Here is a 23,480-nt window from a genome sequence, read left to right on the forward strand (position 1 = left end):
ATAGACTTCAAAAGATTTCTCTCTGCGCTCGCCGCCGCGAGAATGGTGAGGGGGTGCTGCGGCTGTGGGTAACTGCCGCAAGGGAGTTATCCATCAACCGCAGCAGGGGGAGAGGAAAGACGCGGGCGGCGCGGATTTCGTTCCTCTCCCCTCACCTCAAAAGCGGTTTTTACCGGCGTTTTGATAAGATATTAGCATATCGCACAAAAACTGAAGTTGAATCTTGTGCATGATTAAAAATATTTTTCAGGGGCTATTCCATTGACCACATTTCGGCGTTATAGTAAAGAGGAAATATTTCCAATGTCCTTTGACAACCGCATACTCAGGCATCAGGTACAAATTCGGCGCGGAGAGCTGCAGCGGAAAGCTGTGAACTGTGGGTGGCTCCTATCATGGCAATGACCCGCGCGGAAGATAATGATACTCCCGACCAGTCACCGTCCGAGCGTGAAAACGTCGCAGGCAATGAGGTCGGACAACGGATAGGTGAAATTCCTGTGGAATCGGTACGCCGCCGATCGCTTGGTGCTTCCCGCAGTCGGGGGTGAGGCCGAATAGACTGACAGTAACAGTATAAATCATTATAAAACCGGAAGAATACCGCTTCTTTGCGTGTATTCTTCCGGTTTCGCACTTCATGGAGGTTTTACATGTCATTTGATTACGAAATTTTATCACAGAATGATCTGCTGGAACTGTTTCCGTTCGGCCGGTCAAAACTCAACGCCTTACTGCGGGCCGGTGTTCTGCCCGTCACCAAAGTTGGACGTGATTACATCACCATTCGAGCAGAACTTGACCGCTGGTTCGCGGCCAATCGCGGACGTGAAATCTTCTATTAACCAGACGTTGCGAACCATGCAGAGTATGGCGTATAATAACAATGTTAGCTGTTGTAGCTGCCGCACCGGGTCAGGAGCGAAAATGAGCAATACAACAGAAAAAGTAACGAAAACGAATCGTCATTACGGGGAGGGCAGTATTTATCAGCACAAAGATGGCCGCTGGGTAGCAAAATACCGCGATGAAGCCATGGCGAAACCGCAGTACCTTTATGGTTCGACCGAAGCTGAGGTTCGCCGCAAGCTGCGGGATTGGAAAAAGCAGACGGCACGCGGTCTGACTGCGTGCAAGAAAGTGTTTTTTCGTGATTATGCAGATAACTGGTTTTACACGTTCAAGCAGCACTCTGTCGAAAACAGCAGTTTTGACCGTTACGAAAGCATTTATTTGCATCATATCAAGCCTGTATTGGGCGATATTCAGATTGCGTCTATCCGCAGTGAGGAGATTCAGAATCTGCTGGTTGCGAAAAGCAAAACGCTTTCGTACAGTGTAGTGAAGAAGATCAATTTCCTTTTGTCGGAACTGTTTCAGTATGCTCATTCCGAGGGCGATATTGCGAAGAATCCCATGCGCAATGTGAAGATGCCGAAAAAGACGCTGTTCAAACCGGAACGCGAAATCATCGCGCTGGAAAGCGAGGAAGTGCGGGCGTTGGAGCAGGTAGCAGTAATGAAGCGAAAGAACGGTCTGCCGTTGATTACGCACGCGAATCTGATTGTGTTCCTCGTGCATACCGGTTTGCGCTGCGGTGAGTTGCAGGCTTTGAAATGGTCTGACATTGACTTTTGCAGTAAAACGGTTACAGTGAACAAGAACCTGTCTATGGTCTGCGACCGCGACCGAAACGGTGAACGGAAGAATCACAAAAAGGCGAAAATCAAGGGCACGAAAACGACAAGCGGCAACCGCATTGTTCCGCTGAACACAAAGGCGATTGCCGCTTTGAAAAACCTGCACACCATCTACCGCAAGAAAGGAATTTGCAGTCCGAATGTGGTAGCGTCGCTCAATGGCAATATGCTGTCTAACGACCAGTTGCAGCGTGTACTCCATCGTGTGCTGAAATATGCTGAAATCAGCAAGCCGTTCACGCTTCACCAGCTTCGTCACACCTTTGCAACACAGACACTTAACGCCGGTGTCCCGATTACCGTAGTAAGCAAGTGGCTCGGACACGCGAATGTATCTGTTACTTATAACACCTATATTCATGTGTTGGAATCCGTAGAAACTACGGCGGTAACGCTTCTCGAAGCTATCTAAAAATTTTCAAAGCCACTTTGGTATATATTCGGTATCACGACAAAGGGAAAATGCCGAAATTGTTAGATGTGGTGCGGGGTTTTAGTAAAAGAGGGATAGATCTGCGGTTTGATCGCTCACCAATACTGTGATATCGAAGTCTATGATGAAAACGCATAACTTCCCGTAACACGAAAACAGGCTGCTAAAAAGCAGCCTGTTTTTGTTCGTAACCGTCAAACATCCCCACAAAGAAAAGCGTGCGATGTGGATTTTTTGCTCAGAGAGACACTCAATGCGCCAGAACAGCTTAAGCAATATTGAAAGAAATCATTGCCGCCGACACTGACAAAGTAAGAATATGCAGCAATATAATCCGTTTTCCTGTTTTCGTGTATTATTTGAATTGCTATCCTTCGATAGCATGCTTAATGTCGCTGTTGTTATTTTATCGATTATTTCCAAACTGGCGAAGGAAGTCTTCCGGCAGCATGGGTTTACCAATCTTATAGCCTTGCAGCTTATCACATCCGAGTTTTTTCAGTAATTCGATCTGGCTGTCTGTTTCGATACCCTCTGCCACACAGCGCATATTCAAATCGTGGCACAGGTCGACAACATGTTTGATGACAAGCTGTTCACGGTCGATGTGTTCAGCCTTGTCGATCAAACCTTTATCAATTTTTGCAACGCTGATCTGCGGCAGATAAAGCATTTCAAGGCAGGAAGCCTCGGTGCCAAGGTCATCAATTGCCAGCGAAATACCTCGTTGTTTCACTTCATCCAACAGACTGTACAGGGATTCCAGCTGAATGTTTTGCGAAGATTCCGTGATCTCAAAGATAAGCTGCGCCGGGTCAGCACCGGTCTCGGAAAGAATTTGATCGATCCGCTCCAGAAAGTCTGGCTCCATCAGTGTGTTGCGTGAAAAGTTTACATTGAGCACAATATCCGGCCATACCGGTTTCCATTTCTGGATCAGTTCGCAGGCTTGCCGCAGCATTGTGAAGTCCACCATAGAGATCATGTGCTCACGCTCCATAACGTCAATGAATTCCACGGGTGCCTGGATATTACCATGCGGATCGATTTTACGGACGAGAACTTCTGCACCGTAAACACGGTTATACTGGATACTGTAAAGCGGCTGCAAATATGGGATAAAGGTGCTGTCCCGAAACTCCTGCAATAGTGCGTCCAGATAGCCGGGGCGACTATCTTTTAATTCGGCATTTGCGGCGTAGAACTTATTCTTTGCTGTCTGCATTGCTTTCTCTGCCTTGCGAACGGCAATACCCGTATCTTCTTCTTTTCCCCATACAAAACCAAACGATGCAATGTTTTTCTCGTCAAACAGCGCCGCCTCCAGTTTTTTTGCGGCGCTCATAAAAACCTTATAATCAACATCTGGCCAGATCATAACGAACTCATCGCCGCTGATGCGGTAGATATACTGCTGTTCGATGTGCTCGTTGAGAATAGTGCAAATCTTTTGGATCACTTTGTTGCCCATGTCATGACCGAGCGTATCGTTGATCCATTTCATCCCATTGATGTCCAAAAATCCTACGCCTACCGGAAACTCCTTTCCGCGCAAATGATCCAACATCTCGTCATAGGCCAAGCGGTTGTTTAGACCGGTCAGCGGGTCCTGATAGCTTTTTTTCGTCAGTGCTTCTGTAAGCAGGCGCTTTTGCAGCTCGTTTGCAATGATATAAGTAAGCTGCGTTAACAACGTCAGCGCATCCATGTGGCTACGGGGATTATCGATTCCAAGAAAGCCGTGCAGTTTGCCATTTATAAAAATGGGAACGGCAATAAGACTCTTGATCCCCTGCGGATGCAGGCAATCATACTCAAGGCGGTGGGTAGGATCATCCTTGAGTGCATCAACATCTCCGATAAAGATGATGGTATTCTGTTCCTGGTCCTCAAAACTATCCACCCATCGTGCTACTACATCAACGGGCACTGTCTGCAGATTCTCAATCTGCGGAGAGATACCATCTCTGCAAATTTCGTAGGTATTCCGAGTAAGATTTTCCTTCCATTGAAATTCAAATATGTAGGTACGATCCGCATCGTAATATTCGAGGATAGTCGTCAGCCCAGAGTTGACCGCTGCTGTGAAGTCATCGTTCATGACAAGGTTTTCAATACAGTCAAGCGGCTTCTTTTCCACTGACAGATCGTTCCGTGCGCTATCCAGTTCTGTGGTCTGATTCAAGTTTTTGTGAATATCCATATCTGCAATTTCCTTTGTCTATCTCTGTATCAATCAGTAAATCTTTCTTTGCGCGGAATATATGGTATCATTCTGAGAACCTTCTCCAAGCGCTCCACCAGTGGTCAAGCGCTTGGAGAAGGCTGGGGCAAATGCCCCAGCTTTCCGTGAAAAATAGGAATCGTTCGCAACATCCTTAACTCTGGCTGTGTCTTGAACGGGGAAAAACAACTCTACTCTCACTATGCCGCAAGCATGGTGAATGTATAGATATTTGCCGTCTTGGAGTAGCAGAGGGGATGTTGTCATTCTTTGAGAGCCACTGCTCCGAAAATTCCTTGTTGTATTACTGATACTGCTTCCAGTCGGGGACGCTCGTCAGCTTCGTCCAGCTTTCGCCGACCTCGCCCTGACGGTCGAAGTCATGGCTGTTCGTGGCTTCCTGTACGGCGAGATAGTGCCAGTCGGACGGCTTGTTGTCCGGCCACGTTACCATGCTGTCCAGCAGGTCGCTTTCGCTCTGCGGCATACGACAGAGCACGCGGTTGATCATCGTCATAGCCTCAGCACGGGTGATGCGGGCGTCGGGGTGGAATGTGCCGTCTGGATAGCCCGAAATCCAACCGAACGCCGCCGCTCTCTCGATCTCGTTTTCCGCCCAGTGACCGGAAATGTCGGAAAAGCTGCCGCTGTTCTCAACCGGTCTGGTGTTGAAGCGCGCACAGATTGCCGCAAATTCCGCACGAGTGATCGAGGCATCGGGGTCAAAGCTGTCCGCACGGCGGCCCTTGACAATACCGAGCTTTGCCATTGTGGAAATCGCCTTGTTGTGCCACTGTCCATCCGTTATATCCGTGAAAGTATTTTCAGCGGTGAGATTGCCATCACGCACTTCTGCCTTGAGCAGACGGAAGAAAATCGTCGCAACTTCGGCGCGGCTGATGTTCTCCTGGGGGCGAACGTTACCGTCCGGGTAACCGATCACATAGGCGAAGTGGTTGTCACCGTTGAGTATATCCGGCACACCGGTTGCTTTCCAGCCTGCATAAACGGTCTTATCGCTGGTCATCTTGATGCTGCTGATCTTTTTGGTCAGTTCCTTATCCGCATACCATCCGGTGAAAGTATAGCTTTCACGGATAGGAACCTTGTCCAGCGTCACAACCGTACCGGAGGAATAGCGCTCATCCTTGTAAGTTGTGCCGCCGTTGGACTCGTAGTGCAGCGTGTACTTGGTTGTATGGCTGCCGCCTCCACCGCCACTGGAGCTATCTTTGGTATTGGTAAAGGCTGCGGTTACGGTAGCATCTTTCACGATACTGCCGCTGGCATTGACGAACGTTGTGGTATAGCCATCCTTATCCGCTTCCGCTTCGCTCACTGTGTAAGTAATCCCTGCGGGCAGGTTTGTGGCGGTTTTGCTCTCGCCGTGCTTCAAGGAAAACATTGCCTTGCCGCCGGTAAAGGTCATTTCACCAAATGTGCCGTTGATGCCGGTATCGCCGAGCGTCACGGTGAAGTTGAACGCCTTGGAGGTATCTCCGTTGTTCCCGGCTACAGTCTTGGTAACGGACAGATTGCCGTGCGCCGCCGTCCAACGACCGTAAAGAACCGTATCCGCATTCAGAACCGTACCGTCCACATACGGCACCGAGCATGAAGTATCCGTGTACCAGCCATCAAAGGTATAACCCTGGTGGGAATCCTGCTGTACTTTCGCCGTATATGCTCTGCCGGTACGGATATAATCATTCGCAGGGGGTGTTACATCGGTGGGATTATCTGTGCTGACCCACTGATACTGGATCTTGACAGCCGGTACATAGGTCATCCAGTCGGTCTTTCCTGCCGCCTTGCTCTGTCCAATGGCCAGACCCTCCTGCATCTTCCAGCTCGGGACGAAAATACCGTCCTCGTCCGCCTTTGCTGCCGCAGTCTCACCGCCCGCGTCCGTCGTATAACGAACAAGCTGCGTACCGATTTCGGTATTTTCCACCGTGCGATCTTCACTGTGGATCTGAATCGGTTTAGCGGTGCTTGCGCCCGTATACGGGGAGATCACATTGATATAACGGCCTTCCTTGGAAATAGAGTCGCCCGCTGTCAGATAGACATCGTTATTCGTGCTGATCTCAGCATCATTTCCCAGATTGAAGGCAGTTCCTACAAAAACACCGTCACCTAAGGTCGAAAGCCGTGCTGCCTCGGTCAGAGAATTGTTATTATCCTTGATGACACCGCCTGTCATGGTATAGGTGCCGCTGTAAATGCCGCCGCCTACTTTTGCAACATTATTTTCAATAGAGCCGCCGGTCTGCTTAACAGCAGAGCCTTCGCGCAAGCATACACCGCCGCCACCCCGAAGGGCTTTGTTTTCGGAAATCGTACCGCCGGAAATCGTTACATTCGTTGCTTGATACAGAAAGACACCGCCGCCGAATTGATACGCGCTATTTCCCGTTAGCGTGCCGCCCTTGATATTCAGTTCAGTTACGCCGAAGAACGCTGCGACTGCGCCGCCGCTTCCACCTGTAACCTTATTGCCGGAAATTTCGCCGTTGTTAATATTGATTGTAATTTTCTTACTGTACTGCGGGAAGGTGACAACACCGCCGCCGTAGTCAAGTGCCTTATTTCCGGTGATTTTGCCGCCATTCATTTCAAAAGAGGCCGGTGTAGCTGTAAACAATGTATCGCCGCCGCTTGAGTTGGCATAATCCGCAACATAAACACCGGCACCGTAACTGCCCTGACCGGATGTCCGGTAGGTGCTGTTGTTGGAGATCACGCCGTCGTTCATGACCATCGTTGAGCCGATGATTGCGACACCGCCGCCGCCGTTTGCCGTATTGCCGCTGATCTCGCCGCCGTTCATGGTGAAGGTACTGCTGTTGCCAATCAGAATGCCGCCGCCCAATTCGTAGTTGCTGTTTGTATTGTTACGAATGATCGCGCCGTCCTCCATCGTTATGTTGACGCGGTTATTCGCCAAAATACCGGAACCAAACTGAGCCGCCTTATTGTTTTGTAAAATAGCACCGCTGTTCAGCACGATAGTGCCACCGTTCGCCGCCTTGATGATCGAGTCGGTTTCCGCAGCGTGTGTTGCATCCACAGTACACTCTGCGCCATCAATCACAATGTTACTCAGTGTCAGCGAGGCAGACGCATCGGCGAGTTCGATCATATAGCCGCCGAGCCCATAGCGGTGCAGTGTCTTTCCGCCAAGGTCCCAAGTTTCCGTCCCTGTGACCCTATAAAAACTTGAAAGGCAAATATCATTGATATTCTTTTCATTTGCAAGCTCTTTTGCCTTTTCAATCGTCTGTACAGCAGTCGTTTTGCTCAGTCCGTCATTATCATCTGCGCCATGCTGCTGGTCGAGATAAATGGCGGCTTCCGGGGTGGTCGAGTCACCTGTCTCCGTGCTCTCTCCGTCTGCCGCAAAAGCAGCAGTCGGAAGCATGGTCATGAGCATTATAACCGTCAAAATACTTGCAATAATTCTTTTATTCATAATGTCCTTTTCGAATAACGCTATTGTACTAAATTTCCTGTATATCGTTTTAACTTTTTTACTGATACCGCTTCCAGTCGGGGACGCTCGTCAGCTTCGTCCAGCTTTCGCCGACCTCGCCCTTACGGTCAAAGTCATGGCTGTTCGTGGCCTCCTGTACAGCGAGGTAGTGCCAGTCGGACGGCTTGTTGTCCGGCCACGTTACCATGCTGTCCAGCAGGTCGCTTTTGCTCTGCGGCATACGGCAGAGCACGCGGTTGATCATGGTCATGGCTTCAGCGCGGGTGATGCGGGCGTCGGGGCGGAACGTGCCGTCCGGATAGCCCGAAATCCAGCCGAACGCCGCCGCTCTCTCGATCTCGTTTTCCGCCCAGTGACCGGAAATGTCGGAGAAGCTGCCGCTGTTCTCGACCGGTTTGGTGTTGAAGCGCGCACAGATTGCCGCAAACTCCGCACGGGTGATCGAGGCATCGGGGTCAAAGTTGTCCGCACGGCGGCCCTTGACGATACCGAGCTTTGCCATCGTGGAAATCGCCTTGTTGTGCCACTGGCCGTCCGAAACATCGGAAAATCCGTTGTCGGCGATCAGATTTCCGTCACGGATGTCGGATTTGAGCAGTCGGAAGAAGATCGTCGCGGTCTCAGCGCGGCTGACGTTCGCGTTCGGACGAACGTTGCCGTCCAAGTAGCCAATCACATAGGCGTAGTGGTCATCGCCGTTGAGCTTGTCCGGTACGCCGGTAGCCTCCCAGCCTGCGTAGACCGTCTTGTTGCTGTTCATCGTCACGGTTGTGATCTTCTGCGTCAGTGCCTGGTCCGCATACCAGCCGGTAAAGGTATAGCTCTCGCGGGTCGGGGTCTTATCGAGTGTCACCTTCGTGCCGGAAGAATAGCGCTCATCCTTGTAAGCTGTGCCGCCGTTCGACTCATAGTGCAGCGTATAGCGGGTCGAATGATGGGAGGAGGAGCTGTTCTTTGCCCACTGTGCGGTATAAACGGCATTGTCCGTTACCGTTGCAGCTACGGACGGCTCCCAGCCGGTAAAGGTGTAGCCGCTGCGGGTCGGTGTACCGGAAAAAGCCGGTGTTGTATCGCCGACGTGCAGATCAGCGGTCGTCTGATCGGCAAAGACAGTGCCATCCACGCCGTCCTTGTAGGTTACGGAATAAGTCGTGCTGTCCTTCCACTGGGCATAAACCGTAATATTGCTGGTCACATCGGTCGCAGCAGTAAAGGCATCGCCCGAACCGTCTGCCTTAGTATTCCAGCCCGTGAATATGTAGCCGCTGCGGGTCGGATTGGTCGTCGGCAGGTCAAAATGGTTTGCACTGCCTGCAACCTTCTCCTGCGACATAATACGCGGAGAGGCTTCGGTGTCGCCGCCGTTCTTATCGAAGATGACGCGGATACCGTTTGCCACCTGCCACATATAGTAATTGTTCGAGCCATCGGCATCGGCCATGCGCTTGAGGAACCAGCCGTCTTCCACGGCATCGGCATTGCCCAGTACAAACACATTCTGCGCGGGAGAATCGGTGTTTTTCTCGGAAAGAATGTAGTTGTCACCAAGTGCAGGCTTTTTCAGAGTCTGCCAGTCAGCGGGGTCCATCGTGTTGACCGTGGTGGTGCCGGTGGAAAGACCGCCGATTTTCAACGGGATATCAGCAGCTGTGTAATTCGTCACGACTGCCGGTAAGCGCAGCTCTGCGTTTGTGCCTGCATAGTTCCCGCCAAACTCAGACGGCTTCATCAACGCCATCATGCCACAGGAATTCACATCACCAGCAACATGAGTTGAACCGTGACCAATATATTTACCGCTTTTCCCAACTGCCATCGTCCCTGCAATCGTGACATCATAGGCCGCTGCTCTCGAGCTGTTGATAAAAAGCTGTTCCCATGTACCGTTTACGACCACATTGCCAGACAGTTCCATATCGTCTAAATCATCGGTTTTGAGAATACTGCCTTCGTCAACTGTCAAACTGCCTGTGAGCCATAAGCCGTTTAATTTCACATCAGAATTGTTGATCACACGGGTATGCGTAGATGATTGAATAAACGGAATTGTTGCAGTACAGTCGGTCAGCGTAACAGCTACATTCTTCGGGGTTTTGTCATAATTAGAAGTAGAAAGTACGCCAGTACGGATTTTGGGACTGCCGGTAATCGTGATCTGTGAATCCTCGTTGACCGTTTTGCCATTGGTCAACCGAACGATATTTACATCGCCGCCATCCACATTGATGGCGCATTTACCATTGATTATACTTCTGTAATTTGCATAAATATCGCCCTCATCGTAATCCGGGTCCTCATAATAGTAGTTCTTCAGCTCAACATTCGTGGCGTTGATGGTCACATCGCCGCCGACCGTCGAAGAATCCGATGCACCGGTGATATTTTCCACATGAGAACCATGAGCATTGATAGTAATGCTACCACCAACATTGCCACGGATGGCGCCATAGATTTCAGGAATATCATACCACTTGTCGTGATCAGTCGTAGGGTCTACACCCTTATCCCAGCTCCAGACATTCTCATAGGTGTCGATTGTAATGTTGCCGCCTACCGTATAATTGCCCTCAACACCGGGATAGGTTGCAAAGCGGTTGCCTGCGCCGACAATCGGCCAGTTGCTACCTAACCGCAGAATCCGATCGGTATTCTCATAATCAGGATTGCCTGCGATAATATGCAAATCGCCGCGAATGATGGATTTCTCCAGCGGCTCCTCCGTACCGGCAATGCCCACTACACTGCCTGCACGAACATCCAGAGTAACATTCCCCTTCATTTCGCAGCCGTATGTGCCTTCAATTGAGGGAGACGCGGTAGCGGTACTATTTTTGTTGTCATAAATCAGCGTAGCATTGCCGCCGACATAGACATCGGGCACGTTCCTGCCATCGCCGCTGCTGCCGTCGCCCTTCATGCAGCCGGGGTTCAGATGGTTGCCGCTCTGCATTTGAATATCGCCCGTGATTTCCAAATAGGTATCTCCCTCAACGGAGCCTTGATAGGAGCCGCCGATCACGTCGTGCAAACCACTCGAAGAAGTCGGGTTGATATAACCGGTTGCCGCAATCACAACATAGGTGCTGGCTACCGTTTTTTTGTAACCGCCGCCGTAGAGCGTTTCACTCAAATGGATCTGATCGTTTTCGGTGAAAATCGTCCGATAACCGTTGCAGAACAGTCTGCTGCCGGTCACATCAACATTATCAAAGGTGCAGTCACCGGTCAGAATACCACGACTCGCCATATTAAGCTTAAACAGATTGCCTGCCGTGCTGCAAACGGTGATATGCTTGCCGTTTGCGCCGAAGGACGCAACATTGCTTTCTGCCGGAGCATTGACATCCGCTTTCAGTACGATCATAGCTTCACCAGACTCCGATACCGCAATCTGCGTTAGCGCGTTGCTGAGTTCAGCTGTAGTAGATACTTCATAGCTTGGCGCGGTGACAGTCGACTGCTCCGCATCCTCCTCTGATTGAGGTAGGATCGTTTGGGTTTCACCGGTGTCAGGCGCTTCAGCATTCGTATCATCCGCCGCAAATGCGGCTGTTGGCAATGATGTGAGCAGCATTGCCGCTACTAACAGCCCTGATAGGATTCGTTTTTTCATAAATTTCTCCCCCTTACTGATACTGCTTCCAGTCGGGGACGCTCGTCAGCTTCGTCCAGCTTTCGCCGACCTCGCCCTGACGGTTGAAGTCATGGCTGTTCGTGGCCTCCTGCACGGCGAGATAGTGCCAGTCGGACGGCTTGTTGTCCGGCCACGTTACCATGCTGTCCAGCAGGTCGCTTTCGCTCTGCGGCATACGGCAGAGCACGCGGTTGATCATCGTCATAGCCTCAGCGCGTGTGATGCGGGCGTCGGGGCGGAACGTGCCGTCCGGGTAGCCCGAAATCCAGCCGAACGCCGCCGCTCTCTCGATCTCGTTTTCCGCCCAGTGACCGGAAATGTCGGAGAAGCTGCTGCTGTTCTCAACCGGTTTGGTGTTGAAGCGCGCGCAGATTGCCGCAAACTCCGCACGAGTGATCGAGGCATCAGGGTCCAAGCGGTCCGCACGGCGGCCCTTGACGATGCCGAGCTTCGCCATCGTGGAAATCGCCTTGTTGTGCCACTGTCCATTCGTTACATCAGCAAATATATTTTCAGTGGTCAAGTTGCCATCACGAACTTCCTTCTTGAGCAGGCGGAAGAAAATCGTTGCAACTTCGGCGCGGCTGATGTTCGCGTTCGGACGGACAGTGCCATCGGAGTAACCGACTACATAGGCGTAGTGGTCATCGCCGTTCAGCATATCCGGCACAGTGGATGCCTTCCAGCCAGCATAGACGGTCTTCTCGCTGGTCATCTTGATGCTGCTGATCTTTTGAGTCAGTTCCTTATCCGCATACCAGCCGGTAAAGGTATAACTCTCGCGGGTCGGGGTCTTATCGAGCGTCACCTTCGTGCCGGAAGAATAGCGCTCATCCTTGTAAGCCGTGCCGCCGTTCGACTCATAGTGCAGCGTATAGCGGGTCGAATGATGGGAGGAGGAACTGTTCTTTGCCCACTGTGCGGTATAAACGGCATTGTCCGTTACCGTTGCGGCTACGGACGGCTCCCAGCCGGTAAAGGTATAACCGCTGCGAGTCGGCGTTCCGCCGGTAAATGCAGGGGTGGGTGTTCCACGGCGCAGGTCGCTGGTTACCTCATCCGCAAAGCTGGTGCCGCCGATACCGTCTGTGTAGGTAACAGAAAACTTTTGGATTGCTCCGTACAGAACAAGGCTCTTCGCCTGAGAAGAAGTTCCCGTTTCTGCCGTATAATCAGTATCTGAAATAATTCCCTTATGGTTGTGTGTAAAATGCGACAGATACGGCTCGGCATCTGCTACGCTATAGGTTGCTGTGCCATAAGTAATCGCACCGGGGGCAACAACTACTCTGCCATCCAAGGATTCATTTTTAAAAGAAGTCAATTCATAATCGTTCATCGTATCCGATGCGCCGACCAAAGTTACAAAACGGTTGGTGGAAATTCCTCCGCTTGTATCAAAGCGGCAGCCGATACGAATATCGCCGCTGATGTTAGCTTTTGTGCCGTCAAGATAGAGGCTGCCATCCTGGTAAACTGCGTTTCCGTAATAGCTTCGCTCCGAAGCATCATCATAGTGGGGGTATCCGTCAGTTGCCTTATTGTCCTGAATGGTACCGCCCAGCAGATAAGCAGCCGCGTCTGTATCATTGATGAAGATGCCGCCACCTTGTTTAGCTTCGTTATCGGAAATTTTGCCGTCGGTCATGTAGAACGAGTCTCCCTTGCCGTACAGGAAAACACCGCCGCCCTTAGAGAATGTCTTATTGTCCGAAATCGTACCGCCGCTCATTTCTACGGTGCTGGAGTAATCATCTGCTTTACTGGTCCACAGAGCAATCGCGCCACCGCCATTACGGCCTGTATTTTGGGTAATCTCCGCATTACCGGAAATCTTGACGCTTGCATTGCCGTTCCAATAGCGATCAGCCGCATAAACAGAGATCGCACCACCGTATCCGGCTGTATTGCCGGAAATCGTACCCCCGGTCATAATAAATTCGTTGGTCAAATCCACAGAATTTTTTGGTGTACCAAGAATGGCAACCGCACCGCCAAAAGCACTTCGGTCACTTGCCGCTTTATTGTTTTGAATGTTTCCGCCGGTCATAGTCAATTTAGCCGGAGCATCATAACTCTCATCATAGTCAGCACGATTTGCACGAATCAGAATTGCACCGCCATGGGCACTTTGTGTATGGTCAGTATCAAAGTAATCACCAACTGCGGTATTTCCGCTAAGCATACCGCCGTTCAGCTCCATCTCGCCGCTGAGATAGATGCCGCCGCCCTGTTCAGCAAAACAGTCGGTTACGGCGGAGCCATCATTCATAATCAGCTTTGCAGTGCTATCAACTACGATACCGCCGCCCCAGTCATTTGTTCCTGTGTTTCCTGAATGACCGCTCCGATGAACTGCACGTCCGTTGCAGACCGTTGCACCGTTTTCTAATGTGAGCTGGCTTTCAGGGCAAACACGGATGCAGCGAATATCCTGTGCCTCAGCATCAATCGTCATATTTTCAAGCGTGAGGTTCGTCGCTGTAGCTGTGCCGTTTTCAACACCAACCTCAATCATATAAAGGTCAGTAGAAGTGTCTTTTTGATAGGTAATCTTCTTTGCAGTTTCATCGGCTTTGCCCGCCAGCGTTACTGATTTATCACCGGTCAGAACAAGATTTCCAACTAGTTTAATATCAGAAAGCAGGCAGATCGTATCTCCGTCAGCTGCCTTCGTAAATGCCGCACCAATTGTTTTAAGGGGTGCGTTCTCGTCGCCGACAGCTGAATCATCGCCGGTTTCGGATACATATATAACTGTACCGCTGCTTGTTCCGGGAGCCGCAGCGGCCAGCGCAGCAGTCGGAAGCATGGTCATGAGCAGACTCAGTGTCAACAGCCATGACAATAATTTCGTTTTCACATCAAATGCTCCTTTACACATAGTAATACCTGCCAAGATAAGACCAATAAGGCGATATTCTGACAGGTTTCTGATCTTGCGCGGCAGTTCTTTCGTCCGCCGCATTGATGCTGTTCTGTCCTCCTTCAGTGCAATGACAGTTGCGAGATGCCAAAAGGTGTACTTTTTGGCATCTTCACTGCCTATAATTTTTCTCTATTATAGCACGGTTTCATAGGAATTACTACTATTAAACCTTTATTATGTACAATGTCTACTTTGACTAACAAAAAAGTACACATTCTCGCATTCTCGGTTAAATTCATTTTATACTTTGTTTGATTTTAAATGCCTTGTTGCGAAAGGTAGACAACGGCATTCTGCATCCTCGCGCTGCGGCTGTGCCTGTTATTTCGCCTTTTTCCCAACGTCGATACACCTCTTCAAAATTTCCGGGTAAAGGTTTCGGGGGTCGCCCAAAGCGAACCCCTTTCGCTTTTGCAGCCGCGATACCTTCCGCTTGCCGCTGGCGGATATTAATACGCTCGTTTTCCGCAACAAAGGACAACACTTGTAATACGATATCGCTGAGGAAGGTTCCCATCAGATCCTTTCCGCGCCGGGTGTCTAGCAGTGGCATATCCAAAACCATAATGTCGATGCCTTTATCTTTCGTAAGAATCCGCCATTGTGCTAATATTTCCTCATAATTGCGTCCCAGACGGTCTATACTCTTGATGCAGAGAAGATCGTCTTTTTTCATTTTACGCAGCAGTTTTTTATACTGTGGCCGTTCAAAATCTTTACCCGATTGCTTATCTATAAAGATATTTCTCTCCGGCACAGCCAATTCCCTCAGTGCAATCATCTGCCTGTCCTCATTCTGTTCTTTCGTTGAAACTCGGACATATCCGTAAATCTCTGCTATTGTCAACACTTCCTTTTCTTCCATACGATATCATAGCCGAGAATATCAGCAATCTCGACAGCTTCAGTATAACTGAAAGTGCCGCGACGCAGTTTACCGGACAGGTTCTGCATACAGCTGCTCCGCCCGTACTTTTCAGCGAGCTGTGCAGCCATGCACGTCAATGTCATACCATTTGCAATGATATATCCCTTTACCTCGTGTCCGTAGTTTCTTGCATTTGCTCTTTTCATGTTATCCTCCCATACAAGTTATCCGACACCCAGTATTGCACTTAACACTGGGTGTCGAATTTTTCATCATTATGAATACATCGGCACTCCATACCCATAAATTCGCGCATCGCCTACTGGATAGCTATTCTCCCGACAGGCATCGCCAGAGTTACCTTCTACGGTGTACACCGTACCGCCTCCGTTTTTTCGACAATACCCACATGATCCGGTACGCCATCGCCGCCCCAGTCAAAGAAGATAATGTCACCGGCACACGGTTCGTAATCACGCTCCTGCCACTGACTGCGTGCCTTGAACCAGTCCGAACCATCACTGCACAGCGAAAAGCTCGGAATCACTCCCGCATCAATATAGCCGCACTCGTTCGCGCACCAGCTGACAAAGCAAGCACACCACTCCACACGTGATGTGAAGCCGTACCAGCTCCAGTAAGGCTGACCACCCACATTACCAAGCTGCGACAGCGCTATTGTCACGATTTCACCATCACCTGTTCCGATACCGTAAAGTACGGAACTCCAAAGCGACCGATACTTCTCATCCAACAATTCTGCCAGCTGCTTTTTCTGGTCAGCATTAAAATGATACTGATCTGCCATCTCGTCAGTAGTTTTATGCGAAATTGTAATGTACAGATATACTACCGTTGTCTTATCTTTGCCGCTACCTTTTGTATGGCGCTCCACACGATAGGAAATGCTGTTCATATCCCAAAAGACCTTACGCAGCAGCTCCAGCTTCATATCATTCATTGATGCCACCTCCTGACCATCACTCTGGTCGGATGTGGTCTTTACTGCATAAATCGAAAGGATTTCCGGCCATGTGGCTCTCGAACCGGATAGGATCAATTTATCATAGGGATTGTCTGTTTTGATTTTTTCTATCTTCTCGTTATACTCCTGATTGATTTCTCGTGCTGCGTCCCGCATGGTCATGCCAGTGCCGCTGTCTTCGCCTGAGAAAAAGATACCAAAGCAGGAGCCTGCCATCATGCCAATCAAGCACACAACAACAATCACCATGCAGGTCACTCCACTGCCGGCAGTCAGAGCCGCAACCATCGACCGCATACCGGCAATAATTGCCCTAAGCACCTCTTTCGTGGCTTCTGCCGCTCGTTTAGACATGGTTGCCGTCCGCTTTGTCGCTGCTCGAAATGTCTGGGCCGAAATTTCAGCAGATTTCACTGCAGCCTCCGCCGAACGATGCTGAACCGCAGTTGCATACTGCGCTGTTTGTCTGGCTGACTGCACCCTTCGTGCAGCAGTCTTGATTCTCAACCGAGTTGTCTTAGGCGAAATTGCCTCTTTTGCAGCAGTTTTGCTGCTGTGCAATACTGTTTCTCTCGACTTTATGACGCTTTTTTCTGGATTTGCACTATGCTGTGAACCATGCACTACGCAATCATGGAACTCGTTTCGGCAGGTTTAATAGTCCGATCTGAACCTGCAATCGCAGACTGCCGCTCTTTGATTCGAGCAGATTTCAACTTCTTGGCAGCTTTGCTCTTTGCCAATGTACGTCCCTGTTCCACCGGGTCATTTGAAACTCTACTCACAGTCTGCTGTCCGATTTTTATTCTCGGAGCATCTTTTCCGGCAGTTTTCCGGTTCGTTTTCACTTGTTGTGCACGAATTGCAGCCTGCCGTTGCGATTGTTTCTGAGGTGTGATGTCATTTTCACCCCATGGCTGATTGGGCATCGCCGGCTCCTGCATCGGTTCCGCATATCTTTCCCTGCGCTGCTTGATTGCCGCTGTTCCTTTTTTCACTGCCAGTTTTGCACCAGCCGCAGCAACACGAGCAGTATCTTCCGCCGCATTTTCCGCTGCTCGTTGCACCTTGTCCCCAGCATAGGCATTGGGATTTTCCGAACGGTCATCTGTCAAATTTGTAAACTGTTCTTTGGAACGGATATATACCTCCTTCATGCGTTCTCCCGCAACCGCCGCCTTATCCAACGTCTTAATGCCTTGCACCTTTTCTCTTGTCTTGATCTTTGGCATTTTCCTACTCACCTCCATACGCAGAAACGGGCAGGATTACTCCTGCCCGTGTGCAAACTGACCCTCACCAGGTCGGGTCGTCATCAGCTCATACAGTTTCGTATTCTGCGGAAAACGGTTGATGAACGGCACCAGTGCGCTGCCATATTTAATCAGGCCGCAGCCTGCATCTGCGTTGGTGATATAGCTCATCTGCTCATTCGAGATATTCAGCAAATGCGCCAGCTTTTCACGGTCGGATGCTGCCTGATTGAGCATGACAATAAACTCCGAGTTAGAGAGCATGGTACTTGCCTGAACGGAATCCAGCAGATACTCCACATTCTGCGTGATAGCGGTCGGGTACGCATTTCTCTTTCGAAACTGCCGCCATGCCGAATTGAAAAAGGCCGCACTGAACTCGTTTTCAAACATGACATGGAACTCATCAATGAATACATGCGTGCGCTTGCCGCGTTTCCAGTTGAGCGTTACGCGGTTCAGCATGGTATCCGTAATGACCAGATGGCCGATCGGCTTCAACTGTTCACCCAGTCCATGAATGTCAAACACAACCACCCGCTTGTCCAGATTGACCGTGCTTTTATGACCGAAAATATCCAGAGAACCGGTGGTAAACAGCTCCAGTGCAAGCGCAATGTCCTTGGCCTTTTCTTCCGGCTGATCGAGCAGCATTTCACGCAGTGTTGACAGCGTGGGCACTGTGCCGGACTGCTCCGCTTCCTGATACACCGCCGCAACGCATCGGTCAATGATGGACTTCTGCTGCGGACCGACACCGTTCGGGTCAATACGCTCTACCAGCGACATGATAAACTGCGATTTCACTACAATCGGGTTGTTTTCGCCGTAGCCATCAACCATGTACATGGCATTCAGTCTGTCCTTACCGCCAGCCGAAACACGAATCACAGACGAAATATCGCCCATTGCTTCCGCAAGCGGCGCATATTCTCCTTCCGGGTCACAGATCAGGATATCATCATCGGTATTCAGAATCAGGAACGTAATCAGCTCCTTTGCATTGAACGATTTGCCGCTGCCAGGCACACCCAACAGAAATGCAGACTGGTTCAGCAGGTTCGCTTTATTGCACATGATGAGATTATGCGAAATCGCATTCTCTCCAAAGAAGATGCCGCCCTTATCCTGGATTTCCTGTACCTTGAACGGCATAAACACTGCAAGGCTTTCCGTTGTCAGCGTTCGAAAAACATCAATCCTGCGAGAGCCGATTGGCAGCACTGTATTCAGTCCATCAAGCTGCTGATATTTCAGCACAGCCAGCTGACACATATGCTTTCGGGCAATCGCCTGTACGGTTTCTGTATCTGCGTCCAACTGCTCCTTGGTATCTGCCGTAAGCACCATTGTCAGCACTGCGAACATCATGCGCTGATCACGGGTGGTCAGGTCGTCAAGGAATTCCTTGCTCTCCTTGCGCTGAAGCTCCATATCATACGGAACAACAGCAGAGAAGTTGTTGTTTGCATTTTGGCGGCGCTGCCAGTTCGTAATGTTTGTTTCCACACCCAACAGGCGGCTCTCCACCTCATGCACTGCCTCATCGGTCGGAATGGGCAGAATATCAATGGAAAGCATCATATTGCGGTTCAGGTCAGTCAGTTCCGTAACCATGCTGTCCTTAATGTAGCTGGCATAGTCTTTGAGAAACAGCACCCGGCAATACTGATCGCCCAGAATCAGATGATCCTTGTTCTTTTCAATGGAGTCAGGGCAGATAAAATCCCGAATATCATGGCCCTTTCTCGCCATGCTCTTAATGTCGAAGTCAAACGTAGTTTCCTCACCGGCACGGTAAAAATCATGCAGCATACGCAGGCGTTCTGCCGCCGTCAGTTCCATACACTTGGAACCGAGCGCTGCAAAATGTGCCGACAGGTCAGCGCCAATGCGTGAAAAATACGTTCTTGCTTCCTCCACGTCCTTTCTGGCTACCGAGACCGTCAGGTATTTCTCCTGCATGATACCGTTTGCGCCCGTAGCCTTGTCCAGCAGCATCTGGTTATATTCCTTGCGGTACTGGTCCAGTCCGTCCTCCTTCATCGGCATTAGAATGGATTTTTCAAAGCTGGCGCGGTTCTGACGATGGTTATAAATCGTCAGTTTGGTAGTCGCGCCGCTGTCCAGACTGTTCAGCAGTTCCGAATAGGTCAGGAACATACTCTCCTTATCCTCGCGGGAGGCCACCAAATAGTTAATATCCGTAAACCGATACATCTTAGTGAACTTGCTGCCCACCTGAAAAATACCGTCCGGCCAGATGCGCCTGATAGGGATGACATCCTGCACTTTGCGAGGTACCTTGTAGCGTTCCTTATCCTGCTTCATGATGGTACGAATACTCTTAATCATGGTTCTTCATTCCCTCTTTCTCTTTCTTCTCCAGCTCAGGCTTTAACGCTTCATAATAGATATTATTCGACTGGAATCGAATGACTTTTGGCTCCAGCACTTCTGACCGCAGCCATGCCCATACAAACTGCTCGGCCGTCATACCGTGATATGTCACAAATCCCATAGCAGCAAACGGGGCAGCACCAAGGATACACATCCATGAAACCGTTTCTGTGCCGACATACGGTTTGAGGACAAAGTACAGCAGAATCGCTACACTAGCTGCAAGCACTGTAAACACGCACTGCCGCATAGACAGTCCGAAGAACATGGATTCGGTATAGTTCCGAATCTCTCGATTGATTTTAACTTCCAATGCCTTTCCCTCCTTACAGTCCCATCATCTCATGCACAATTCTGTCTGCCATTTTTATCGAGCCAACCAGAATCAGCATATTGAAAATCAGTTCGCCAATATAACTCCATACCATGGATGCTGCTGCCGCATCCACATCAACCACCGGCGGCGATGCTGCAAATACGCTGAATATAATGCAGGCAAGGACGATAATCGCTCCCTCCAGGCAAACCGCAGCATAACCTTTTAAGAAACTCTTACCGATGTTCTGGCTTGGTTCTCCTGCAAAGCTGGACAGCGGAATCGGCGCAATTGCCGTGTACATGAACATCTTAAAAAACCGCCCATAAACACTTAGAATCATCACAAAAGACAGCACCCAAATGAACAGTCCGCCGATCAGCGTGACGGCCCACAGAGGAATGCTTTCAAAAAAGCCGCATTCTTCTACGGCTGTAATAATCTCCTGTGGCAATACCGTCTGCTGTGCTCCTCCAAATCCTGCGGCATTCATAATCGAAGAAATAACGCCCTGTACAATATTGAGCAGAGCCAGCATCAATTCCATGCCGTAGGAAATCAGTCCTTTGGCAAGGGCGAACCGCACAAACAGCTTTACTGCGTGTTCAGGCTTCTTGATTTCCGCAAAGCTGCCGCAGGTTTTCATCACGCCAACCACAAAGAAAACCACCAGAAGCGCATATCCAATCGCCTGGAGTGCGCCATGAATGCTGACGATCACACTCCAAATCGCGCCGCCCTTAAAGTTTTCTGGCGACTGCGTAATGAGCAGCCAAATCTCTGACAGCTTATCATTCCATGTTTCCAGCGCATTGGTCAGGTTTTGTACGACCCAGTTATCCGACACTTCAAGCACCTCCTTCCGGGGCAGGCATCATGCCTGCCCCAAACTGTTGGATAACGTATCTTAGCCGCCGGTAATCAGCGTCAGGATTTCCTTGGCAAAGGTGATGACAATGCCGCCTGCCAGTGTCAGAAAGCCGTTAGAACGCTGAGAGGGGTCATGGGACTGAAGCGACAGACCTACCTGCACGATACCCCAGCCAAGCAGGATCAGACCAACAGCGCGAATCAGGCCGAAAATAAAATTGCTCAGGTTGTTGATCACTGCCAGCGGATCGTCTGCCGCAAACGCCGGGACGGTGCAGCAGCAGAGCACTGCCGCAGCCATCACCGCCGTACAGTAGCGACGGAAGCCCTTTTTCACCTTGTCAGGCACCGGCTTCCGGTTTTCATTTTTATTTTTCATGTTGTTTTTCCTCCATCTTCTTGAAATGTTCTTCTAGCTCCTCTTCTGTGAGAAGCAAGAAGTCATGTTGACTGGAAACGGTCAGTTTCTCTGCCTTTTTAGCAAGTTCAGCGTCCAGTACGACAGATGCGATACTGCGTGTGTCCTGTCCATGCTGGTAAGGCTCCATACCGCCGTCTGTGGTGAGTTTCACATTCGGATGTTTCAAAACATCGTATTTGAAGTCTTTGACCGGTCGCTCACCGCGTATAAAAAGAAGTGCGTAGCGGTTGTCCAGCATACGCACTTCATCAGGTGTCATCAGCTCTCGGCCTGTGATCTGCCAGTTGACCGAGTAGCTGCCGTTTCTACCTTTGGATTGTCCATAGGTGTTCGTATCAATCGTTTCCTTGCCGAGCAGCTTGGACACATATTCATGCGTAGACTGCTCGTTACCGCCGAGATACAGGAACTCATCACAGTTGCCCACGATGCTTTCCCACTGTTTTTCGAATAATGCTTTCAGCTGTGCAAGGTTTTGGATAATAATGCTCACTGAAATCTCACGGCTGCGCATCGTAGCCAGCAGCTTATCAAACTCATCGGGCAGGGCGACATTTGCAAACTCGTCCATCACAAAATGCACATGAACCGGCAGTCTGCCGCCATGAACAATGTCTGCCTGGTAGTAAAGCTGTTGAAACAGCTGCGTGTACAGCATACCGACAAGGAAATTGAAGCTGCTGTCATTATCCGGAATCACTGCAAACACAGCCGTTTTCTTCTCGCCTACGCTCCATAGCTCCATTTCATCGGTCTGCGTAATACCAGCAAGGGACTCCAGATTGAACTTCTCCAGTCTGGCAACCAGTGTGATTTGAATGGATTTCAGCGTTTTGCCGCTGCCAGAATGGTAGTTGCGATAATATTTCAGGGCAATGTGCTCCGGATTACGCATCTCCAGTCGGTCGAACAGTTCGTCCAGCGGCGAAACAAAACCATCATCGTCCTCATGCACTTCACCCGCTCGAATCATCTCCATCACCGTGGGGAAGTTCTGTTCGTCCTCCGGAGCTTCATAATGAAGATAAAAAATTAGAGCCAGCAGAAGCATTTGCGCCGCCTGATCCCAGAAAGGGTCCTGCGACTGACTGCCTTTAGGTGTGGTATTCTTAAACAGGTTCGTCACAAGGCGCTGAATATCATTATCATTCCGCAGATAGACAAACGGATTGTAACAGTGGCTTTTCTCCATATTGATGAGATCGATCACCTTAATTTCATAGCCCTTGGATTTCAGAAGATTGCCTGTATCGCGCAGGAGTTCGCCCTTTGGGTCAAGACAAACAAAGCTGGTATTCGCATTCATCACATTGGGTTTTGCAAAAAAGCGCGTCTTGCCAGCACCGCTGCCGCCGCAGCACAGAATATTCAGATTTCGTCGGTGCTTTCGACCATCAAGTCCGATTGCAACAGTCTGCGTCAGGATTTTATTTTCTGGCGCAGCCTTATTTGCATACTTTCGACTGATTTCCCTTGGAGAACCCCACTGTGCTGAACCATGCTCCTCGCGCCTGCGGTAATTTCGGTCACTCGAGAGAAATACCGCCAAAGCCAACCCGTAAATCAGTAGAAAAATAAGGACAGCTCGGAGACTATCCCTACAAAGCATGATATGAAACGGATTTGCAAATGCGGCACCGGCATTCTTAATCAAACCGATCAATCCATCATCTAAATACGGAGCGAACAACAGCGCTATCCAGATGACCGGTATGCAACCGCAGGCATAGCAGATCAGGCTTACTGGCGAAAACTTATCTTGCTTCATTCCGCCACAGCCCCCGTTTCCGTTTGGGCGGTGCGTCGATCACTTTGAGAAGCAAGTCATCAATATCGTCCGTCGGCTTACCATCCCGGATTGCATCGTTTCGGTAATCTGCCAGACCGCGCACCATAAGCCGCTGCTCGTGTTCCTCCAGCGTTACAACTTTCTTATCAGATGCCATCTTTG

General features: G+C 50.1%; 17 protein-coding genes. 3 read left to right on the forward strand and 14 right to left on the reverse strand.

Features of this window, described 5'->3' with window-relative positions:
- The 3 genes from DXB00_RS16775 to DXB00_RS02615 form a co-directional block, all read left to right on the forward strand.
- Nucleotides 1-233, forward strand: a 233-nt coding sequence (locus DXB00_RS16775; protein WP_207665891.1) for a hypothetical protein, incomplete at its 5' end; no start/stop codon positions are given.
- A 420-nt stretch (nt 234-653) separates the two neighbouring features.
- A complete protein-coding gene (locus DXB00_RS16255) occupies nt 654-845 on the forward strand; it encodes a helix-turn-helix domain-containing protein (RefSeq protein WP_158574641.1) in 192 nt (63 codons plus the stop codon).
- 82 nt (nt 846-927) lie between these two features.
- Nucleotides 928-2,112 carry a tyrosine-type recombinase/integrase gene (locus DXB00_RS02615; RefSeq protein WP_118285582.1) on the forward strand — a complete coding sequence of 395 codons (1,185 nt, stop codon included), beginning with the start codon at nt 928-930 and terminating at the stop codon, nt 2,110-2,112.
- 427 nt (nt 2,113-2,539) lie between these two features.
- On the opposite strand, the gene DXB00_RS02620 is transcribed toward DXB00_RS02615, so the two are convergent.
- From DXB00_RS02620 to DXB00_RS02685, 14 genes are all read right to left on the reverse strand, one after another.
- Entirely contained in the window at nt 2,540-4,336 is a 1,797-nt protein-coding gene (locus DXB00_RS02620; protein ID WP_119214479.1) for a sensor domain-containing diguanylate cyclase, read from the reverse strand.
- A gap of 325 nt (nt 4,337-4,661) precedes the next feature.
- Nucleotides 4,662-7,832: an S-layer homology domain-containing protein gene (locus tag DXB00_RS02625; RefSeq protein ID WP_119214480.1), complete on the reverse strand. Its 3,171-nt coding sequence runs from the start codon at nt 7,830-7,832 to the stop codon at nt 4,662-4,664.
- A gap of 58 nt (nt 7,833-7,890) precedes the next feature.
- Nucleotides 7,891-11,466 carry an S-layer homology domain-containing protein gene (locus tag DXB00_RS02630; RefSeq protein ID WP_119214481.1) on the reverse strand — a complete coding sequence of 1,192 codons (3,576 nt, stop codon included), beginning with the start codon at nt 11,464-11,466 and terminating at the stop codon, nt 7,891-7,893.
- A gap of 13 nt (nt 11,467-11,479) precedes the next feature.
- Nucleotides 11,480-14,350 carry an S-layer homology domain-containing protein gene (locus tag DXB00_RS02635; RefSeq protein ID WP_158574424.1) on the reverse strand — a complete coding sequence of 957 codons (2,871 nt, stop codon included), beginning with the start codon at nt 14,348-14,350 and terminating at the stop codon, nt 11,480-11,482.
- A 301-nt stretch (nt 14,351-14,651) separates the two neighbouring features.
- Nucleotides 14,652-15,281, reverse strand: coding sequence for a recombinase family protein (locus DXB00_RS02640; RefSeq protein WP_199677244.1), 630 nt, complete (start codon nt 15,279-15,281; stop codon nt 14,652-14,654).
- Nucleotides 15,260-15,490 carry an LLM class flavin-dependent oxidoreductase gene (locus DXB00_RS02645; RefSeq protein ID WP_118285591.1) on the reverse strand — a complete coding sequence of 77 codons (231 nt, stop codon included), beginning with the start codon at nt 15,488-15,490 and terminating at the stop codon, nt 15,260-15,262. Before DXB00_RS02645 ends, DXB00_RS02640 begins: the two co-directional genes overlap by 22 nt.
- A 158-nt stretch (nt 15,491-15,648) precedes the next feature.
- Entirely contained in the window at nt 15,649-16,623 is a 975-nt protein-coding gene (locus DXB00_RS18095) for a CHAP domain-containing protein (protein WP_442861359.1), read from the reverse strand.
- A 269-nt stretch (nt 16,624-16,892) separates the two neighbouring features.
- Nucleotides 16,893-17,501: a hypothetical protein gene (locus tag DXB00_RS02655; protein ID WP_147358396.1), complete on the reverse strand. Its 609-nt coding sequence runs from the start codon at nt 17,499-17,501 to the stop codon at nt 16,893-16,895.
- 36 nt (nt 17,502-17,537) lie between these two features.
- Nucleotides 17,538-19,877 carry a VirB4-like conjugal transfer ATPase, CD1110 family gene (locus DXB00_RS02660; RefSeq protein WP_118684101.1) on the reverse strand — a complete coding sequence of 780 codons (2,340 nt, stop codon included), beginning with the start codon at nt 19,875-19,877 and terminating at the stop codon, nt 17,538-17,540.
- Nucleotides 19,870-20,235 (reverse strand): PrgI family protein, encoded by a 366-nt coding sequence (locus tag DXB00_RS02665; protein ID WP_118285593.1) that lies wholly within the window; start codon nt 20,233-20,235, stop codon nt 19,870-19,872. Before DXB00_RS02665 ends, DXB00_RS02660 begins: the two co-directional genes overlap by 8 nt.
- A gap of 13 nt (nt 20,236-20,248) precedes the next feature.
- Entirely contained in the window at nt 20,249-21,085 is an 837-nt protein-coding gene (locus tag DXB00_RS02670; protein ID WP_110436367.1) for a hypothetical protein, read from the reverse strand.
- A 60-nt stretch (nt 21,086-21,145) separates the two neighbouring features.
- Nucleotides 21,146-21,487 (reverse strand): glutamyl-tRNA amidotransferase, encoded by a 342-nt coding sequence (locus tag DXB00_RS02675; protein WP_110436366.1) that lies wholly within the window; start codon nt 21,485-21,487, stop codon nt 21,146-21,148.
- On the reverse strand, nt 21,477-23,297 hold the full coding sequence (locus tag DXB00_RS02680) for a VirD4-like conjugal transfer protein, CD1115 family (RefSeq protein ID WP_118728971.1): 1,821 nt from the start codon (nt 23,295-23,297) through the stop codon (nt 21,477-21,479). The genes DXB00_RS02675 and DXB00_RS02680 overlap by 11 nt, the downstream gene beginning before the upstream one ends.
- Entirely contained in the window at nt 23,284-23,475 is a 192-nt protein-coding gene (locus tag DXB00_RS02685; protein ID WP_110436364.1) for a hypothetical protein, read from the reverse strand. The genes DXB00_RS02680 and DXB00_RS02685 overlap by 14 nt, the downstream gene beginning before the upstream one ends.
- Between the last annotated feature and the right edge of the window lie 5 nt (nt 23,476-23,480).

The sequence above is a fragment of the Butyricicoccus sp. OF10-2 genome (assembly GCF_003481925.1).
Taxonomy (GTDB): domain Bacteria; phylum Bacillota; class Clostridia; order Oscillospirales; family Butyricicoccaceae; genus Agathobaculum; species Agathobaculum butyriciproducens.

Coding starts and splice junctions, on each gene's coding strand:
- DXB00_RS16255 (WP_158574641.1), top strand. CDS start 654: ATGTCATTTGATTACGAAATTTTATCACAGAATGATCTGCTGGAACTG.
- DXB00_RS02615 (WP_118285582.1), top strand. CDS start 928: ATGAGCAATACAACAGAAAAAGTAACGAAAACGAATCGTCATTACGGG.
- DXB00_RS02620 (WP_119214479.1), bottom strand. CDS start 4,336: ATGGATATTCACAAAAACTTGAATCAGACCACAGAACTGGATAGCGCA.
- DXB00_RS02625 (WP_119214480.1), bottom strand. CDS start 7,832: ATGAATAAAAGAATTATTGCAAGTATTTTGACGGTTATAATGCTCATG.
- DXB00_RS02630 (WP_119214481.1), bottom strand. CDS start 11,466: ATGAAAAAACGAATCCTATCAGGGCTGTTAGTAGCGGCAATGCTGCTC.
- DXB00_RS02640 (WP_199677244.1), bottom strand. CDS start 15,281: ATGGAAGAAAAGGAAGTGTTGACAATAGCAGAGATTTACGGATATGTC.
- DXB00_RS02645 (WP_118285591.1), bottom strand. CDS start 15,490: ATGAAAAGAGCAAATGCAAGAAACTACGGACACGAGGTAAAGGGATAT.
- DXB00_RS18095 (WP_442861359.1), bottom strand. CDS start 16,623: ATGTCTAAACGAGCGGCAGAAGCCACGAAAGAGGTGCTTAGGGCAATT.
- DXB00_RS02655 (WP_147358396.1), bottom strand. CDS start 17,501: ATGCCAAAGATCAAGACAAGAGAAAAGGTGCAAGGCATTAAGACGTTG.
- DXB00_RS02660 (WP_118684101.1), bottom strand. CDS start 19,877: ATGATTAAGAGTATTCGTACCATCATGAAGCAGGATAAGGAACGCTAC.
- DXB00_RS02675 (WP_110436366.1), bottom strand. CDS start 21,487: ATGAAAAATAAAAATGAAAACCGGAAGCCGGTGCCTGACAAGGTGAAA.
- DXB00_RS02680 (WP_118728971.1), bottom strand. CDS start 23,297: ATGAAGCAAGATAAGTTTTCGCCAGTAAGCCTGATCTGCTATGCCTGC.
- DXB00_RS02685 (WP_110436364.1), bottom strand. CDS start 23,475: ATGGCATCTGATAAGAAAGTTGTAACGCTGGAGGAACACGAGCAGCGG.